General features: G+C 47.8%; 17 protein-coding genes. 13 read left to right on the forward strand and 4 right to left on the reverse strand.

Going from position 1 to position 18,921, the window contains the following annotated elements; genetic code table 11:
- Window positions 1-10: 10 nt before the first annotated feature.
- Together ACFOET_RS10340 and ACFOET_RS10345 are read left to right on the forward strand one after the other, a co-directional pair.
- A complete protein-coding gene (locus tag ACFOET_RS10340) occupies window positions 11-1,369 on the forward strand; it encodes a UDP-N-acetylmuramate--L-alanine ligase (RefSeq protein WP_379022264.1) in 1,359 nt (452 codons plus the stop codon).
- Window positions 1,370-1,447: 78 nt separating this feature from the next.
- The gene (locus ACFOET_RS10345; protein WP_379022266.1) at window positions 1,448-1,786 is read left to right on the forward strand and encodes a helix-turn-helix domain-containing protein; all 339 of its coding nucleotides are present in this window, start codon (window positions 1,448-1,450) and stop codon (window positions 1,784-1,786) included.
- A 189-nt stretch (window positions 1,787-1,975) separates the two neighbouring features.
- On the opposite strand, the gene ACFOET_RS10350 is transcribed toward ACFOET_RS10345, so the two are convergent.
- The 4 genes from ACFOET_RS10350 to ACFOET_RS10365 form a co-directional block, all read right to left on the reverse strand.
- Window positions 1,976-2,161: a hypothetical protein gene (locus ACFOET_RS10350; RefSeq protein WP_379022268.1), complete on the reverse strand. Its 186-nt coding sequence runs from the start codon at window positions 2,159-2,161 to the stop codon at window positions 1,976-1,978.
- Window positions 2,162-2,256: 95 nt separating this feature from the next.
- Entirely contained in the window at window positions 2,257-2,817 is a 561-nt protein-coding gene (scpB, locus tag ACFOET_RS10355; protein ID WP_379022441.1) for an SMC-Scp complex subunit ScpB, read from the reverse strand.
- A 14-nt stretch (window positions 2,818-2,831) separates the two neighbouring features.
- A complete protein-coding gene (gene mqnC, locus ACFOET_RS10360; protein ID WP_379022270.1) occupies window positions 2,832-3,956 on the reverse strand; it encodes a cyclic dehypoxanthinyl futalosine synthase in 1,125 nt (374 codons plus the stop codon).
- A gap of 55 nt (window positions 3,957-4,011) precedes the next feature.
- Window positions 4,012-5,160, reverse strand: coding sequence for a PQQ-dependent sugar dehydrogenase (locus tag ACFOET_RS10365; protein WP_379022272.1), 1,149 nt, complete (start codon window positions 5,158-5,160; stop codon window positions 4,012-4,014).
- A gap of 84 nt (window positions 5,161-5,244) precedes the next feature.
- Between ACFOET_RS10365 and ACFOET_RS10370 the strand changes: the two genes are divergently transcribed.
- The 11 genes from ACFOET_RS10370 to ACFOET_RS10420 all read left to right on the forward strand — a co-directional run bounded on the left by ACFOET_RS10370 (window position 5,245) and on the right by ACFOET_RS10420 (window position 18,892).
- Window positions 5,245-5,865 (forward strand): RNA polymerase sigma factor, encoded by a 621-nt coding sequence (locus tag ACFOET_RS10370; RefSeq protein ID WP_379022274.1) that lies wholly within the window; start codon window positions 5,245-5,247, stop codon window positions 5,863-5,865.
- Between the two features lie 66 nt (window positions 5,866-5,931).
- Window positions 5,932-6,981, forward strand: coding sequence for a FecR family protein (locus ACFOET_RS10375; protein WP_379022276.1), 1,050 nt, complete (start codon window positions 5,932-5,934; stop codon window positions 6,979-6,981).
- A gap of 404 nt (window positions 6,982-7,385) precedes the next feature.
- The gene (locus tag ACFOET_RS10380; protein ID WP_379022278.1) at window positions 7,386-10,886 is read left to right on the forward strand and encodes a SusC/RagA family TonB-linked outer membrane protein; all 3,501 of its coding nucleotides are present in this window, start codon (window positions 7,386-7,388) and stop codon (window positions 10,884-10,886) included.
- A gap of 17 nt (window positions 10,887-10,903) precedes the next feature.
- On the forward strand, window positions 10,904-12,619 hold the full coding sequence (locus ACFOET_RS10385; protein ID WP_379022280.1) for a RagB/SusD family nutrient uptake outer membrane protein: 1,716 nt from the start codon (window positions 10,904-10,906) through the stop codon (window positions 12,617-12,619).
- A gap of 5 nt (window positions 12,620-12,624) precedes the next feature.
- Entirely contained in the window at window positions 12,625-13,623 is a 999-nt protein-coding gene (locus ACFOET_RS10390) for a sugar phosphate isomerase/epimerase family protein (protein ID WP_379022282.1), read from the forward strand.
- A 132-nt stretch (window positions 13,624-13,755) separates the two neighbouring features.
- Window positions 13,756-15,057, forward strand: coding sequence for an MFS transporter (locus tag ACFOET_RS10395; protein WP_379022284.1), 1,302 nt, complete (start codon window positions 13,756-13,758; stop codon window positions 15,055-15,057).
- A complete protein-coding gene (locus ACFOET_RS10400; RefSeq protein WP_379022286.1) occupies window positions 15,054-15,782 on the forward strand; it encodes a (Fe-S)-binding protein in 729 nt (242 codons plus the stop codon). Before ACFOET_RS10395 ends, ACFOET_RS10400 begins: the two co-directional genes overlap by 4 nt.
- 14 nt (window positions 15,783-15,796) lie before the next feature.
- Window positions 15,797-16,699, forward strand: a complete 903-nt coding sequence (locus ACFOET_RS10405; RefSeq protein WP_379022288.1) for a sugar phosphate isomerase/epimerase family protein — start codon at window positions 15,797-15,799, stop codon at window positions 16,697-16,699.
- Window positions 16,700-16,761: 62 nt separating this feature from the next.
- Entirely contained in the window at window positions 16,762-17,517 is a 756-nt protein-coding gene (ku, locus tag ACFOET_RS10410) for a non-homologous end joining protein Ku (RefSeq protein WP_379022290.1), read from the forward strand.
- A gap of 280 nt (window positions 17,518-17,797) precedes the next feature.
- Window positions 17,798-18,106 (forward strand): hypothetical protein, encoded by a 309-nt coding sequence (locus tag ACFOET_RS10415; RefSeq protein WP_379022292.1) that lies wholly within the window; start codon window positions 17,798-17,800, stop codon window positions 18,104-18,106.
- Between the two features lie 84 nt (window positions 18,107-18,190).
- On the forward strand, window positions 18,191-18,892 hold the full coding sequence (locus ACFOET_RS10420; RefSeq protein ID WP_379022294.1) for a hypothetical protein: 702 nt from the start codon (window positions 18,191-18,193) through the stop codon (window positions 18,890-18,892).
- The last annotated feature ends 29 nt before the right edge of the window (window positions 18,893-18,921 follow it).

The following is an 18,921-nucleotide window of genomic DNA, read 5'->3' on the forward strand; positions in this document are numbered from 1 at the left end:
TAAGATCGTTATGCGCGTACATTTCATTGCAATAGGGGGCAGCATCATGCACAACCTTGCTATTGCATTAGCCAAGAAGGGGTATATTGTTAGTGGATCGGATGATCATATCTATGAGCCGTCGCGAACAAACCTTGAAAAGCACGGGCTACTCCCTGAACCCGGATGGGAGGCTGAGCGCATCACCGAAGATATCGATGCGGTGGTATTGGGTATGCATGCTAAGGCAGATAACCCCGAGCTGTTGAGAGCTCAGGAACTGGGTGTTCGAATTTATTCGTATCCTGAATTTATCTATGAGCAGGCCAAAGAAAAGCTAAGGGTGGTTGTGGGAGGAAGCCATGGCAAGACAACCATTACCAGCATCATTATGCATGTACTGAAATCCGTTGGGCGGGATTTCGACTACTTGGTGGGGGCAAAGCTTGACGAATTCGAAGGCATGGTAAAGCTCACCAAGGATGCGCCGCTTATGATCATCGAGGGCGACGAATACCTTGCGTCGGCGATTGATCAGCGGCCGAAGTTCCACCTGTACCAACCAAACATAGCGCTTATTAGCGGTGTAGCATGGGACCATGTAAATGTATTTCCCACGTTTGAAAGCTATGTGAATCAGTTTAGGCTGTTCATCAAGAGTATCGAGCCCAAAGGCACTTTGGTATACAATAAAGAGGACAAGACGTTACAAGAACTGGTACTCGAAGACCACTCAAAGATAAATAAGCATGGCTACCGGACACCGGAATATACGATCAACAAGGGTATAACATATATGCATACCCATATCGGTGACATTCCTTTGCAGGTTTTCGGTAAGCATAATTTGTCCAATATTGCAGCAGCGTTTACGGTATGCGAATGGCTTGGCGTCGAGCGTGAAGCATTTTATGCGGCAATTAAGCAATTCAGGGGTGCCTCGCGGCGCTTAGAGTATGTAGCTAATAATAACGACAGCGTAGTCTACCAGGACTTTGCGCATACTCCTGCCAAGTTGAAAGCGAGTATACATGCACTCAAAGAGCAGTTTCCGGATAAAGCACTCGTCGCTATAATCGAACTGCATACGTACAGCAGTCTCAATACAGCATATCTGGACGAATACCGGGATACCATGAGGGAAGCGGAGTACCCTGCCGTTTTTATCAATCAGGAAGCCCTGAAGCAGACAAATGTCGAAGCGCTTTCCGAAGATACGCTCCGATCGGCTTTTAACCAACCTGATCTCGCCTACTTAAACAGCATCGAGCATATGAAGCAGTATCTCACACAAATGGATGCCGCTGGCAAGAACTTATTGTTTATGAGTTCAGGGAATTATGGTGGCATAAATCTTGTTAATTTTGCCGATAAGTTTTTGTACAAATAAAAGTTTAGTTATATTAGTTTCCCCATTAGGAAAATAATTTGAGGACAACTTCTTAAATTTCAAAATACCATCTTACCAATGAATGCATTAGGAAAAAAAATAAGGCTGTTGCGGCATCAAAGAGGGTGGAGCCAGGAGGACGTTGCCAAGCGATTGGACATATCCATACCTGCTTTTTCCAAAATCGAGACAGGGATAACGGATGTAAACTTGTCGCGGTTGGATCAGATTTCCCGGTTGTTCGGCCTGACGATTGTCCAACTATTGTCGACCAACGATTCGGAAGAGGAAAAGAAACATGTTTCTGAAGTAACATTGCTCAAAAAAAAACTACAGGAGCGGGAAGCCGAAGTGATCGAGTTGCAAAAAAAAGTAATTGAGCTTTACGAATTGCTACATAGGAAATCCGCGAATTAGCGACAATATGAAGCCTTGTAAGCATACCTCTACGCTGGTTGCTTGTGCATAGTAGCTGTTTCGGGAACAACTCGATAGTTAGCCCTAGTCCATATGCTGTATGCACCTTTCTTGAAATCGGTATACAGGTCTTTCGTAATACGTTACTGTGATGGGTAAATGTTTATTTTCAAATAAGAAAAGTTTTTATCAATAATCGTCGTCGTCATCGAAGTCGTCAAACTCATCTAACGAATCCAGCTCATCGAGCTCAAAACTCTCCTCATCATCAAAAAGGTCATCCGAATCATCATCTTCGGGCCCACCATCAAAAGTGACTAAAACGTCATCCTCCAAAACCGCAAAATCATTGTCGTGCATCATTGGCGTTTCCATTATCATGTTAATCGTGTACTGTTGTATATTTAGGATAAAAATAGCAAGTTTTCGGTTTCAAAACGTTTTTTTTGAAAAAAATATATTCCTCTGCATCAGTCAGTTACTTCACCTATGGCATTGTCTTCCTGTACGATTTCTTTGAGTTTTGGGAGGTCTGCCGTACTGGTCAGACCGAAATGATCCATGAACAGGTCGCTTGTGCCATATAGGATTGGCTTACCCAATGTTTCGGCCTTACCAACAATCTTGATCAGCTCTTTTTCTAACAGCCGTTGCACTGAATAATCGCAATTGACGCCGCGGATTTGTTCTATTTCTAATTTCGTTATCGGCTGTCGGTAAGCGATGATGGCGAGGGTCTCCAATGCAGTTTGGCTTAATTTCTTTTTCGCACGGTGCGCCTGCAACTGGTTGATCGTCTCATAGTATCTGGGCTTTGTCAGAAACTGGTATCCGTTATTTATAAATTTTAATTCGAGTATATGGCTTTCGTCGAGATATCTGGTTTTAATTTCCTCCAATGCTGTCAGGATATCTTGTTCAGCCATGTCATGGCCTGCCAAAGCTTCCAGCACCTGCTTGATTTCGGTTATCCCTATACCGTATTCCGAAGCATAAATTAGGGCCTCTATTTGTCGATTTAAGTTCACCAGTACCGATTGAGCGGTTAATAGTTAATGACCTGTTCTTCCATTGTCTCCGGTATTTCACGGAATTGATATTTCTGCGTGCGCAATTGAGGCTGGAATCCTGCTTCGCGGATAGCCTCCTGGATTGAATTGGAGGTAAAACGGTGCGGTGCACCAGCTGCAGACACTACATTTTCTTCGATCATGATCGATCCGAAGTCATTTGCGCCTGCATGCAGGCAGGTCTGTGCCACTCGTTTGCCCACCGTAAGCCATGAGGCTTGGATGTTTATGATGTTTGGCAACATGATGCGGCTCAGGGCAATCATCCGGATGTATTCGTGGCCTGTTACGCTATTGGTAATCCCCCGCAGGCGCTTAAGCAGTGTGCCGTCGTCCTGAAACGGCCAAGGAATGAAAGCGATAAAGCCGTATGCCCCCGGTGGCCGCTCTTCTTGGACCTGCCGTATCCATACCAAGTGCTCAAACCGTTCCTCCAGCGTTTCTACATGGCCGAACATCATGGTTGCAGATGTCGGTAAATTGATTTGGTGGGCGGCTCGCATCACATCCAGCCACTCCCTGCCACCGCATTTGCCTTTTGATATAAGGCGCCGTACGCGGTCGTTGAGTATTTCAGCACCGGCACCCGGCAGGGAATCAAGCCCCGCTTCCTTCAATGCCCTGAGCACGTCTATATGGCTCATGCCTTCGAGTTTTGCGATGTGAGCGATTTCAGGTGGGCCGAGCGAATGTAGTTTGAGCGCCGGGTAAAGCGACTTCAACTCCCTAAAAAGGTTGGTATAAAATGCCAGACCTAGGTCGGGGTGGTGTCCGCCCTGCAGCAGCAATTGATCGCCTCCGTATCGGAACGTTTCTTCTATCTTTTGTTTATAGGTTTCGATATCAGTGATGTAGCTTTCCGCATGGCCTGGCCGGCGAAAGAAATTGCAGAACTTGCAGTTGGCGATGCATACATTTGTCGTATTAACGTTCCGGTCAATCTGCCAGGTTACCTTGCCATGGGGTACCTGTATTTTGCGCAGCTCATTTGCCACATAAGCCAAGTCAGCAACCGGTGCATGATTATATAAAAAGATGCCTTCCTCGATTGAAAGGAACTCAAAATTCAGCGCTCGCCCAAGCAATGTATCCACATTCATGATAGCAAAGATACGCAGTTTTTGATAAACCCAACAGCTTTTTGCGAGGCCAAAATTATTCGCCTGGGGTCAGCTTTAGCAACATGCCTGGCCCTTCGGTAAGCACAAAAATAAATCCATCCGGGCTTTGGGCCACCTGCCGTACGCGTCCGATGTTCTGTAAGAGCTTTTCTTCATCGACGTATCGGCCTCTGGAAACTTCGATGCGCGCCACATGTGTCGAGGCAAGTGCCCCGGAAAACAGGTTGCCCTGCCAGCCCGGGTACTTGTCGCCGGTATACAGCAGAAGTCCGCAGGCGGCGATTGATGGTGTCCAGTAATGAATAGGCTGTTCCATGCCTTCTTTTTCCGTAAGTTCAGAAACGATGGCCCCGCTGTAGTCAATACCATAAGTGATCACCGGCCACCCATAGTTTCTGCCCTTTTCGACAACATTGAGCTCATCGCCGCCACGTGGACCATGTTCGGTGGCATAAATGAGGTCATTCGCGCTGTCATAAACCATTCCCTGCATATTCCGGTGTCCATAAGACCAAATACTGTGTTTGGCTGTCGGATCATGTACAAAGGGGTTGTCGTTGGGGATGCGGCCGTCATCGTGCAACCGGTGAATCTTGCCCATATCATTTGATAGGAGCTGTGCATTCTTCTTGACGCCACGATCGCCAGTGCTGAAATATAAATAGCCTGCCTTGTCAAAAATGATCCGGCTTCCGAAGTGCACGCCGGATGTTGACAGGGGTAGTGTTTGATATAATGTTTCGAGGTCGGTAATCTGATTGCCATTTAGCCGGAAACGGATCAGTACGGTACTACCGCCCCCTTGTCCCGGTTCAGCGTAGGTTACATATAGCCAGCCGTTTTCCGCATACTGCGGATGCCGCTGAATATCCATCAGTCCGCCCTGTCCTCGTTCATAAATTTCAGGAAAGCCATCGATCTTTTTGCCGGTATATCGCTCGTTTTCAAATACGAATATTTCGCCTTTACGCTCGGTCACGAGGATACGGCCATCGGGCAGCCAAGCTATTCCCCAAGGGTTGTCTAATCCGGAGTGAAGCGTGTCAATGTAAAAAGTTGCTTTCTCAGATTTAACCGCTACGCCGGTTTTTGTCAAGTTTTCGCCGTTGCGTTTGCCTATATTTTGGCAGCTGGACAATGACAACACGCTGGCAAGCGCGGTTAGCAAAAAAAGTGATTTCATTGACGTGAAATGGCATTTGTTTGTGGGCAAAGATAGGAACTATTATCGTGATTAGGCGCGGGACGTTTGCATTTCTGTAGCCGAATGGTTAAGTTTGTGTCAACCAATTATAGGAGTCCCTTGTTAAACAAACCAACTATCGACACTGACGCTGAGTTGCTTGACCGCATGAGCAGGGACGATCAGATGGCATTTAAGGAGCTTTATAAGCGGCATTGGAAGCGATGCTATTTGCAAGTATTGAGGCGGTCGGGAGACCCGATGCTGGCGGAGGATTTGATCCAGAGCGTGTTTATTACCCTGTGGGAGAAACGCAGTTCGTTGGCCATCAGCAACATCAGCGGCTACCTGTTTTCGGCTGTGCGTTTCCAATTCATCACGCATCTTAAAAATCAGTTACACAAAGAGAACTATACCGCCCATGTCTTAAGCAGTCGGGAATATGCCGGAAATGAGGCAGAAGTATCTTTGCGCATAAAGGAGCTAAACGAGGCTGTTGACAAGGGTGTTGCCCTGATGCCCGCAAAGACCAAGGCTGTGTATATCCTCAGCCGTATCGAACATTATTCGGTAAAGGAAATTGCTCATAAGCTCGACCTGTCGGAAAAAGCAGTGGAATACCATATAACCAAATCGCTGAAAACGCTCCGTTTGGCATTGAAAAATTTCCTAATCATTGCGTTACTTTTCAAAATTTTTAACTAGCCTTTAGGGATTCGGCCGTTTTGGCCGACTACATAAATAGGTGGGCTAAGTTGGCCCTCATTGGACATGAGCAGAGAACATTTTCATCAACTTTTGAAGCGATACTTGGCCGGACAGTGTACCAAAAGCGAGGAGCAGCTGCTGCATCACTGGTACCATATGCTTGATAAGGGCGAACACCAGAAAGAAAACACCTCCAGCCTGGAGGCGTTGGAAGACGCCCTATGGAATAAAATACACCAGCGGGTCAATGGAAACGGCGAAGTGGAAACCAATGTGACGACATTAACCAAGCGTTCAAACCAAACCCGTCTGTGGTTGGTTGCAGCTTCAATTAGCGCCCTTCTGATCACATCAGGGATGATGGTTTACCTGCGGATAGCATGCTATCCCATCAGGCCGTCGTTTGTGTCAACGCATACTGTTCCTGACAGTAATGTTATCGTGGTCCGGAATGAGACGACGCAGCATATGAAAGTCATTCTCTCGGATGAGTCACTCGTAGAGCTTTATCCGGGAGCTTTACTCGAATATCCCAAGCGGTTCAGCGGAAAAAACAGAGAAGTTCACTTGGTAGGTGATGCTTTTTTTGCCGTCGCAGCTAGCAAAGACAATCCATTTTGGGTTTTCCATGAAGGGATGATTACTAAAGTGCTCGGAACCAAATTCAAAATAACGGCACCAAAAGAGGGTGTCAAAGGTGAGGTCATTGTCTATTCCGGCAAGGTAGATGTGTTTTATAACGTTGGCCGAGAAAACTTCGTCAGACGGGTACTGTCCGTGCCGGACAAAATTTTAGTTACGACGAATAAAAAGGCAATATTGTTGCCCGAACGGCTTGAAGCGGCTGTGACTGAAAATCCTTTGCCACTTACAGGGCAGGCAGATGTGGTCCGCCAGGAAACATTCAGGGATATACCCATGCCAACGCTGGCTAAGACGTTGAGTGAGCTCTATGGATTAAACGTCGTGGCAGACGATAGCCTTGCGGAAACTACCTTCACCGGCAATATCAGTGGCATTGGCCTGTTCAAACAACTGGATATCATTTGCACCGTTACCGATACCCAATATGAAGTTATGGGTACGACCATCATCTTGAAAGACAAACATTGACCACAATTAGTCACAGATTTTATACCAAACACACAAACGCATTGACATGAAAGATGAAAAAACTTAATTAATTGTCACAGCGATAACCCAATCTCGCAAACTGTTGGCATTGCAGTGATTCGGCTTCGGCGACCCGTACTGATCGGGGTGGTCGTTGCATTCCCTCGGCGTTTTCTCGGTGGGGTGGTATGGCTTTGTGTGCGATTTATGTTGAACCAAATAAACAGAATTATGGAAAAAGCAAAGACTTGACAAAAAAAACCGGCAATATGGGGGTATTGCCGGCGATGACCCGGAATCGATATTCCGGAAGGATTTACAGTTCAAAAAAATTCCGTTTAACGAACCATAAATTTTCCAAAAATATGAAAAAAGTACGAATTATTGCTTTAACCAAACTAGCGATGAGACTAACCTTTTTATACGCCTTTATCACGTTGGTTGTCGCATTTACTGCACATGCCAAAGAGGCTGATGCACAGGGTGTGTTAGATAAAAAGATTGAGTTGTCAGCCAAGCGCATCACCATTAAGGAAATGATCGAAGCGTTGGAAAATCAATCGGACACCCACTTCATATATAGCTCTTCGGCCATTAAGGCCAATAGGAAAATTAAGACAGCGCCCATTTACGGCGAGCTGTCTAAAGTGCTCGATGAGGTTTTCAAACCTATGGGGATTGCATATAAGATTGATGACGATAAAATATTGCTGTTCAGTCTATCGCAGGATTTTACGATCACCGGAACAGTTATAGACGGGCAGGATAACACGCCGATCTCTGGGGCAGCTGTCAAGGTAAAAGGGACCACAAGGGGCACCAGTACCAACGACAATGGGCAATTCTCCTTAATTGTAAATCCGGATGACGTGGTGGAGGTCAGCTATATCGGGTATGCCACACAGGAATTTGTTGTGAATAAAGAGAAATTTGTCTATACGGTAGTATTGCAGGCATCGCTCAGCACATTGGATGAAGTCGTTGTTACCGGCTATTCGGCACAACGTGTGAAGGATGTCACTGGTTCAGTGGCGGTGGTTGACGTAAACCAGCTTAAGGCCCAGCCGGTTGCCAGCCCCGTGGAAGCGCTGCAGGGAAAGGCTACCGGTGTACAGATCATCAGTGACGGCGCACCGGGGGCGACGCCACAAATACGCATCCGTGGTTTCAGCACCATTAACAATAACGACCCGCTATATGTAATTGATGGGGTGCCTTATGAAGGTAAGCTAAGTTGGCTTAACCAAAACGACATCGAAAGCATGCAGGTATTGAAAGACGCTTCGGCGGCTTCTATCTATGGGGCACGGGCGAACAACGGGGTAGTGATAATCACCACGAGAAAGGGAGCAAAAGGCACACCCCAAGTTTCGTTTGACGTCTATTACGGCACGCAGAACCCCCGTCGTGAAGCATTTCCGAAAATGATGACCCCTGCGCAGTATGCCAATTACCTGTGGCAGTCTTTCGAAAACAACCCAGAGCTGGAGCCCGGGACGTCTGAAACCACAGGAAACAATTACCGGATGGTGAATGGCGTTATTCAATTGCCAGAATACTTGGTGGCCGGGTCGGCTACCGGCCACAACGTCACCAATGCAGATGCAGATCTGGCAAGATACAATTACAGCCGTGATCCTGGAACATTTTACCAGATCACACGGGCTAACCATGTCGGAACACCGTGGTTTGAAGAAATGACGCGTAAAGCGCCAATTCAGAACTACCAACTGAACGTGAGCGGTGGGGGAGATGGCGCTACTTACTCGGTTTCGGGGGGGTACATGGAACAGCAAGGTATTGTGAAGCACACGAATTTTGAACGGTTCAACGTTCGGACAAACACTACGTTTTCAGCGCTAAACAATCGGCTTCGTTTCGGTGAGAATTTGCAGTATAGTTACGAAGAGTTTTTTGGTGTGGGTGCTAATCCAAACGTAGCAGGAGATTACCAGGGTGAAGGCAGCGCATTGGGCTTTGCTTACCGGATTCCGACGATCATACCCGTTTACGATGAGATGGGCAATTTTGCAGGCAGCAGAGGAGACAAGCTCGGAAATGCACAAAATCCCGTAGCAATGCTATACCGTGCAAAAGACAATAAACGCAGGCGCAACTTCTTTTTCGGAAATATCTTTACCGAGGTGGATGTTGTAACCGGACTGACTGCACGGACTAGCTTTGGGTTGCGCTATGAGAATTATAACGGCATGAATATCGGCTATCCGAATCTGGAATTTTCAGAAGGGAGCAATGCAAACAACCTGGATGAATGGCAGGGCTTCTCTATGGATTGGACTTGGACAAATACGCTCACCTATAAGCGGACCCTGGGTGGCCTGCATGATCTTACGGCGATGGCTGGTACAGAAGCTATCCGCTCAAACGCGCGCGAGCTTGGGGGTGCCCGCAATGACTTCTTCCTCTTAGGGAATCTGGATTTTTACTACCTGTCGCGGGGAGCCAGCAATATCAGTAATAGAAGCTCGGGCAGTATCTGGTCAATGTTTTCCGTATTTGGGCGGGCCGATTATTCATTTAACAATCGGTACTTGCTCAGCGCTACTTTGAGGCGGGATGGCTCGTCGAACTTTGGCCCGGAAAACAAATATGGCGTATTCCCGGCCGGAAGTGCAGCTTGGCGTGTTTCGGAAGAGGCGTTTTTCGACGAAGCCGCCTGGTTGACGGACCTGAAATTGCGGGCGGGATACGGTGTCACCGGCAACCAGCGTATACCCGGGTTCCAATATTTGCGCCGCTATGAGGTCTCTATTCCTTCGGCTTCCTACCCGACAGGCGGCAGCGGGCTGACTACCGGTATCTGGCAGAATGCATATGACAATCCTTCCGTCAAGTGGGAACAGGTAAACTCACTGAATCTTGGTCTGGACTTTACGATGTTCGAAGGGCGGTTTGAGGGTGTATTTGATTGGTACACCCGTAAAACAACGGATATGCTCTATCCCGTGCCTTTGCCAGCTGCGGCCGGGGGAGAGGGCAGTTCGCCATTCATCAACATAGGCGATATGGAAAACCGTGGTATCGAGTTATCCTTGAATTACCATTATGGACAGCTAGATGGCCGTAATTTTCAATTCGATATCGGCGTGAATTTCACTAAGTATACGAACAAGGTCGTGTCTTTGGCACCGTCGGTCACCGAACAGCTCTATGGAAATTTCCGAAGCTTGCAGACCACTATACTCCGTCCGGGAGCGCCTTTCGGTTCGTTTTTCGGCTATCAAGCTGTCGGCATTTACCAAAGTACTGAAGACATCGCCAATAGTCCTTCTTATGACGGTGCGCGGGTTGGTGGACCGAAGTACGCGGATATTTCAGGGCCGGATGGAACCCCTGACGGCGTAATTAGTCCGTTTGACCGCACGATTATCGGCAATCCGCACCCGGACTTTCTGTATTCGTTGAGCTTAGGCGCCCGCTACAAGAATTTTGACATCAATATGTTTTTCAACGGGTCACAAGGCAACGATCTCTACGAAGCTACGCGATACTTCACAGACTTTAGCACCTTTGACGGCTCGGCAAGCGTACGCATGCTGGATGCTTGGAGCCCATCGAACACGTCGAGTACCATTCACTCGCCATATCGCGGAGCGTCCGATTTTGAATTGGCATCGTCCAGCTACTACGTGCAGGATGGCAGCTTTTTTCGGATGAAAAATCTTCAAATAGGTTATAATTTACCCGTTAACAACATTTTTCAGGGTAAAGTGCGCAATATCCGTATCTATGCGAGTGGCACTAATTTATTTACCATCACTAAGTACACAGGATTAGATCCGGAGGTAAGCCAAACTAACAGTACCTTCTCAGCACTTGGTGTTGATTTCGGCGTCTACCCGGTTGGGCGGCAATATTTAGTAGGTTTTAGTGTAGGGTTTTAATTTTAAAGGAGCGTACAATGAAAACATTGAAAAATATCATCGGCTTTATCTTTGTTGCTATAACCGTCTCTTGCAGCAGCGACTTTCTGGAACGCGTACCGCAGGGCGAGCTTATTACTCCCCAGCTGGAGAATCCGGATGGCGTGGAGGCTATGCTTGTAGGGGCTTATGGCTTGTTGAACGGCAATGTAAATGGCACATGGGGCAGTTATGCTTCGGCACCAAGCCAATGGCTGTTTGGAGAAGTTGCTGCGGACAACGCGCATAAAGGCAGTAACAACGGCGACCAGCCGAACATGAACCAAATTGAAGCCCATCAGGCGATAAGCACAAATGACAATCTGGCTGTTATGTGGAGCAGGTATTATGAAGGCATTGCTCGCTGCAACAACACGCTGCGGCTGCTCACCGCTGTCCAGAACGGCGCCGGGGATAAGCTGAGCGATCAGCGGGCTGCCGAAGTGGCCGCAGAAGCGCGAATGCTTAGGGGGCATTACTATTTTTTCCTTAAACGGGTCTTTAAGAACATTCCTTATGTGGATGAAAATACCACTACGGCTGATGCAGTAACTGTTCCCAATGACACCGACGTTTACCCATATATCGAGGCGGACTTTCGTTTTGCGGTAGATAACCTGCCACCGGGCAAGCCACTCGAAGAGGCGGGGCGTGTGGACCGGATTGCAGCGCAGGCATATCTCGGCAAACTGTTGCTATATCTTGGACGGCATGATGAAGCCTTGCCATTGTTTGAGGCGGTAATGGACGCAAAACCCGATATCACTACGCTACCCTTTACCGACAATTTTGATGTCACCAAGGAGAATGGCCCTGAGTCCATTTTTGCGGTACAGCATGTTATAAATCCGGATGGAAGCGGCGACAATGCCAATGTAGGCGACATGCTCGGCGGTTTCTATGGCAATGCGCCCGTAAATTGCTGTGGTTTTTTCCAGCCGACGTTCGATCTGGTGAATGCGTTTAAGGTAGACAATGAGGGCCTGCCGATGCTGGATGGCAGTTACCGGACAGACCCGTACCTCTCCGATTTCGGTCTCGTGGGCGATGCCAAAACCAACTACCAAGTGGATCGGACGCTGGCTTTTGACCCACGCTTGGATTACACGGTCGGCAGAAGAGGGGTTCCTTTCAGAGATTGGGGTATAATGCTTGGTGACAGCTGGATCCGCGACCCAGCTTACGCAGGTCCGTTTGTTGGCGTTAAACACATGATTGAGCAATCGCAATTTTCATCACACGCGGTGCAGGGTACTCTACAGATTACTGCACTGAATGTAAATCTTATCCGCTTGGCGGATGTTTACTTGATGGCAGCCGAATGCTATGCAGACGCGGGTAATCTTGGGGAAGCCCTGGCATTGGTGAATGCCATCCGCGAACGTGCGGCCCAGTTGCCCGCAAAGCAGGTAAACGGATCGCCTGTTGCAGCATACAATGTGCAGCCTTACCCGGCGTTTCCTGATCCCGCGTATGCGCTCAATGCCATACGCTTTGAGAGGCGACTGGAATTGGCACTGGAAGGTCATCGTTTTTACGACCTGGTCCGCTGGGGTATCGCCAAAGAGGTGCTGGAACGTTACGCTTCGTTTGAAGGAGAATATTTATCAGCCTACCGGAACCTCGTTTTTCAGCCGAGGAATGAATTTTTCCCAATTCCGCAGGAACAGATAGACCGTAGTCAGGGAGCACTTGTACAACATGACGAATACTAGCAGCAATGACTTCGAGAAAAAAATTTATTCAGCACATCGCACTCGGCTTAGCGGGCATCACTGTATCGCCAGTGGTGCTCCCGTTGCGTTCATGCGGTACTAAGGAAAGCGAGCGCAATGCAAACGAAGCTGAAGATGATTTGTTTTTCAGGATATCGTTGGCAGAATGGTCTTTGCACCGCGCAATATTCAGCAAGCAACTGAATCACTTAGACTTCCCGCGTTATGCGAAAGAAAAAATTGGCATTGACGCTGTGGAGTACGTCAACCAGTTTTTTGCAGATAAGGCGAACAACCAATCCTATCTTCGAGAAATGAAAAGCCGGTGCGACGACCTTGGCGTTACCAGTGTACTTATCATGTGCGATTTGGAAGGTGATTTGGGCGATGCCGTTCCCGCCAAACGTCGAGAGGCCGTAGAAAATCATTATAAATGGGTGGAAGCGGCGCAGTTTCTGGGCTGCCATGCCATCCGTGTGAATGCCGCCGGGCAGGGTACGGCGGAGGAAGTGGCTAAGAACGCCACCGAAAGCTTAACGCAATTAGCAACATTTGCTCGTGATTACGGTATTTCGCTTGTTGTTGAAAACCACGGAGGCTACTCGTCTGATGGCGCCTGGTTGCGCCGGGTGATGCTGGCCGTTGACCTTCCCAACTGCGGAACGCTGCCCGACATCGGTAATTTCTGTATCAGGCGGAGTGAACCGGATGCGAAGACGATCGAAGCTTATCTAAACACTGAATGCCTTGAAGAGTACAATCGGTATCAGGGTACGGAGGAGCTGATGCCTTTTGCCAAAGGAGTGAGTGCAAAGACCTATGATTTTGATGACGATGGCAATGAAACAAGCATCGACTACCGCCGGATATTGAAGTTGGTGAGGGATTCCGGATTTACCGGTTATGTGGGCATAGAATATGAAGGGCATAGCTTGCCAGCCGATGAAGGGATTGCCAAAACAAAAGCGATGCTAGAGCGGATCGGACGGGAACTGATGGTCTAACCTGTTAAGACATTACCTCTGATGCTAATGGGGTGCCCGTAAACCGTGACAGCAGCGGGCACCCATTTTTTGTGCTGATCGATTCCTTGGTAAACCCAACTATTCCCTATCTTAGCCGTTTCAACAGGATTCATGTCGACACAAAAAAACCATAAACCCACTATACGAGCGTGGGCCATGTTTGATTGGGCCAATTCGGCTTATAATTTGGTGATAACGTCCACGATCTTCCCGGCATACTATACGGCAATCACCTTTACCGAAGCGCATGGTGACCGTGTCAAATTTTTCGGCTTCAACGTAGTAAACACGGCGCTCTCTAATTTCTCCTTGTCGTTTGCCTACCTGTTTATGGCATTGGTATTGCCGATATTTTCTGCTGTTGCTGATTTCAAAGGCAGTAAGAAAGTGTTTATGATGGGGTTCACCTACCTCGGCGGGTTCGCTTGCATGGGGCTGTTCTTCTTTAAAATTGAAACCTTGGAGTGGGGAATATTCTGTTTCACGCTGGCGGCCATGGGCTATGTGGGAGGTGTGCTGTTTAACAATTCGTACCTGCCCCAGTTAGCCACCCCTGATCAGCAGGACCGCGTGAGCGCCCAGGGATTTGCCTATGGATACGTCGGATGTGTAACGATTCAAGTTATCTGCTTTATATTCATACTTAAACCTGAGTGGTTCGGCATCACCGATCCCAGCTTTCCGCCGCGCCTTTCGTTCCTGCTCGTAGGGCTGTGGTGGATAGGCTTTGCCCAGATTCCGTTTAAGAAATTACCTGCGGACACACCAAACGGCCAACGGGTCAACAAGCATGTATTACGTAAAGGATTTGCGGAGTTGCGGGAGGTCTGGGAACGGCTGAAGGGTATACCGGAAATCAAGCGGTTCTTACCGGCATTTTTCTTTTATGCCATGGGGGTACAGACCGTCATGATTGTGGCCGCTGCATTTGGCGAGAAGGTGCTGCGCCTTGGCGCGGCGAAGTTGATAATAACCATTTTGATTATTCAATTGGTAGCCATTGCGGGCGCATACCTGATGTCAGTGCTTGCGCGCTATATTGGCAATGTGCGGGTGCTTATGTTAGTGGTTTGCGTCTGGATTGGGATATGTGTGGCAGCATTTTATATCAATCACGAAGTGCATTTCTATATCCTCGCCGCGCTTGTGGGGCTAGTGATGGGTGGTATTCAGTCGCTTTCACGGTCGACTTATTCCAAGTTGTTGCCCGCTAACGAAGAAGACACAGCGTCATTTTTTAGTTTTTATGACGTTACGGAAAAAGTTGCTATTGTGATTGGTCTGTTCTCGTTTGCGCTCATTGAGCAGGTAACCAACAATATCCGCTACTCTGCACTGAGTTTAGGCCTGTTTTTTGTAATGGGCTTGTTATTATTATTTAGGATGATGTTACTGAAAAGATCCGAAGCATGACTGTTGAGCTATTCATCCCCTGTTTTATCGATCAACTGTTCCCCGAAACGGCTTTCAACACCAAGCGCATACTGGAAAAAGCTGGGTGCAGCGTTGTATATAATCCGGAGCAGACCTGTTGCGGCCAGCCGGCCTATAATGCCGGCTTTTGGGATGAAGCCAAGCAAATCGGGCACAAGTTTTTGCATGATTTTTCTGACGATCGTATGATTGTCTCGCCCTCGGCATCCTGTACCGGGATGGTTAAGAATGCGTATAACGACCTGTTCACCAATACGACCGTGCACAACCGTTGCCGTGCTATTCAAGGTAACATTCATGAGCTATCGGATTTTCTTGTGAATATACTCAAAAAGGATTATTTTGGGGCCGAATTGGAGGGACGTGCGGTGTACCACGATTCCTGTTCGGCGCTGCGTGAATGCCGTATCAAAGAAGAGCCCAGGCAATTGCTGCGCAAGGTGGATGGGTTAGAATTGGTAGAGATGAAGCATGCAGATATGTGCTGTGGCTTCGGCGGAACATTTGCGGTTAAGTTTGAAGCCATTTCCAGTGCTATGGCTGAGCAAAAGGTGCACCAAGCGTTGGAAGCAGAGGCCGATTTTATTATTTCCACCGATTCCTCCTGTCTATTACAACTACAGGGGTACATAGATAAGCATCAGTTGCCAATCAAGACCATGCATTTGGTGGATGTGCTCACGCATAGTTGGGCAAATATTTGATAAATATTATACCGATGATAGATAGAAGATCTTTTCTGAAACATGTTGGCCTGGGGGCACTGGGCCTTTCAGTATTGCCGACAACGGCGGCAGATGTGCTTTTCCCTCAACGAAAAGAGCTTTTTTTTGATATTTCGCTTGCCCAGTGGTCGTTGCATAAAACTATTTTCGGCGGAAAGCTGGACAACCTCGACTTTCCGGGGAGTGCAGCGAAAACGTTCGGCATTCATGCGGTGGAGTATGTGAACCAGTTTTTCAAAGACAAAGCGAAGGATAAGACCTACCTGCGCGATCTATTGCTTCGTGCAGACGACAACGGTGTCAAAAATGTATTGATCATGGTTGATGGGGAAGGGCCATTGGGTTCGACCGACGAAAAGGAGCGGACAACAGCCGTAACCAATCACTATAAGTGGGTTGAAGCTGCAAAATTCCTTGGTTGTCATGCCATCCGGGTGAATGCTGCGGGAAAAGGCACGCCAGAGGAAATTAAGTCCGCTGCTATCGAGGGCTTGGGACGATTGAGTGAATTCGCAGCATCACACGATATCAACGTGATCGTGGAAAACCACGGAGGCATATCTTCGCATGGCGATTGGTTAAGTGCCGTATTGCAAGGCGTCGGGATGGACAACTGCGGTAGCCTACCAGACTTCGGAAATTTTTATGAGTATGACCGTTACAAGGGGGTAGAAGAGCTCATGCCCTTTGCTAAAGGGGTGAGTGCGAAAGCCAACGTGTTTGATGAAAAAGGAGATGAGGCCAACATCGACTACCGGCGCATGCTCCGGATTGTCAAGGACGCGGGGTACCGCGGATATATCGGCATTGAGTACGAAGGAGATCAGCTGAGCGAAGAAGAAGGAATAAAAGCTGCGAAACGTTTGTTGGAGCGAGTGGGCGGCGAATTGAGCTAGACCGTTGCACTATAGTCACAACATTTGCTGTGCTCTGTTGTTGTCATTCTAAAAAGCGCAGCATGAGAGCAATATGGACGGGTGCAATTGGTTTCGGGTTAGTAAATATCCCCATAAGGATTTTTAGTGCCACTACAGACAGCAGGCCTGATTTTGATATGCTCGACCGCAAAGATCATTCGCGCATTCGGTATAAACGCGTGAATGAGAAAACCGGTAAAGAGGTAGACTGGAACGGCATTGTAAAAGGACATCTGCTGAAAGACCAATATATTATCCTGGACGATGCAGATTTCGAAGAGGCTAGCCCTGAAAAGACCAAGATGATCAACCTCCAATCGTTTGTTAAAACAGCTGACATCGAAAGTGTCTATTTCGAAAGCCCGTATTATTTGAAAGCACAGAAAGGAGGGGAGAAGGCGTATGAGCTTCTATTGAAAGCATTGGAAAAAACCAAGATGGCGGGGCTTTCTACATTTGTGATGCGGAATACTGAAAACCTGGCCATCATCAGGCCGTATCGCGGTATCTTGCTGTTGAACAAATTGCGGTTTGAAGAAGAGATACGACCCGTTGAAGAGATTAAATCATCCCAGAATATTAAGATCGCGAAGCAAGAAATGGATATGGCCGTTCAGTTGATTAAGCGGCATTCCAGTGATTTTGATATTGCAGCGTACCGCGATGAATACAGCAAGGAGCTGATGAAAATCATACGGGCAAAAGCAAAGGGAAAAAGGCCCACCATACGGAAGTTTAAACCGCGGAAAGCGGCTTCAGATGATTTATTGGAGCAACTGAAAGCAAGCCTGGCTTGACGCTTTAATTTCAACGGACGCAGTAACTGCACAAGAGCAAATAAGATTTTACTGGTCTACCCTCACTGGTGCGCCGCCCGCGTTTTCGGGGGCGGTTTCTTTTTGCGATACGCACACTGTAGTCTGCGTCGTGCAAGTTGATGGCGCAAAAGCGCCTTTCCGGCTTTATCAGATGGGCAAATGTTAAGGTATAATTTGTCATTTAAAAAATAAAGATGCAACTTTGCTGCAAATGAGTTGCAACTTGCAGCATTGTTCATTGTTCGCACACATGGCCTCAATGGTTATGATTGTGGCGGTGATCGCAATACCGTTCACCTATGCCATGCATACCCATGCGTACCACGCTGCAGATGACCGGTGCATCGGCTCTGACCGTTGCGGCGACCATGACCTGAACGGTGAGCATGGATGCAGTACATGTGAATTTTACGGCCGCTATGTCCCTGTTCAAGCTGATTTCAAACCACCTTACACGTTCCGTATCGCTGCGGTACGGCTTGAAGGCCTATTCAGGGCTCCCGCGTGTCAGAGTCCTTGTGAGGGACGGCTTGTCAACCACACCAATAAGGGCCCTCCATACGGTTGACGATCTCAAGTTCTAAAGCGATCACCTATAAATATGATTAGCATGGGTGATTTAAAAAGGTTAAAACATCATAAACGAATATTCATGAAAAAGCATAACAAATTAGCTGCATTAGCCCTTGTGGGCGGCGTATTATTTTCAGTGGTATCTTGCAACAAGGACAATGACAACGAGCCCGTTAAGGATGGTATTGAACGATCAGAACTCATTTTCACGGAGGTTAGTGGGGACGGGGTGGAAGCCCATGGCGACCATTTCCACGGCTTGGGAAACGGCGTGGAAGGTGAGTCGATCACCATCAAATTCGATGAGAATGGAACCGCCATCTCTAATGGTCACCTTCACTTGGAAGCCGATGCGGTATACAAAATTGAGTTGAAAGCGTGGGATTATACCGGAAAGGAAGTGCATAACGATTTCATAGCAAACAAGGCGACGGCAGACAACTACAAGGCGTTCTTAATCGGCGGTGATTTCATCTTGAATCCTGATTCGGACCATGAAAGTGGCGCTATTTTCCAGCCACGCGAGCAGACCTACGCAGACGGAGAGCGCGTAACCGGACAGTATGAAACTACCGGTATTTTAAGCTACTTTACCATCGGACACGACAATGAAGGCCCGACAAAGGAAGTTACCTATGTGTTGCGAAAATTGAACACAAGGGTTAAGGAGACTATTAGCCGGGTGGATTGGAACCGCAGTGATTATGCGACCAAATTTCCCGGGGAAAACATTTTGGAATTGAAATTTGATATCCATGCCGAACACGGGCACGGGCATTAATAATTAGGTTTTGTTGTATGTTACCGTGG

The sequence above is a fragment of the Parapedobacter deserti genome, from assembly GCF_042646065.1.
In the GTDB taxonomy this organism is placed as follows: Bacteria; Bacteroidota; Bacteroidia; order Sphingobacteriales; family Sphingobacteriaceae; genus Parapedobacter; species Parapedobacter deserti.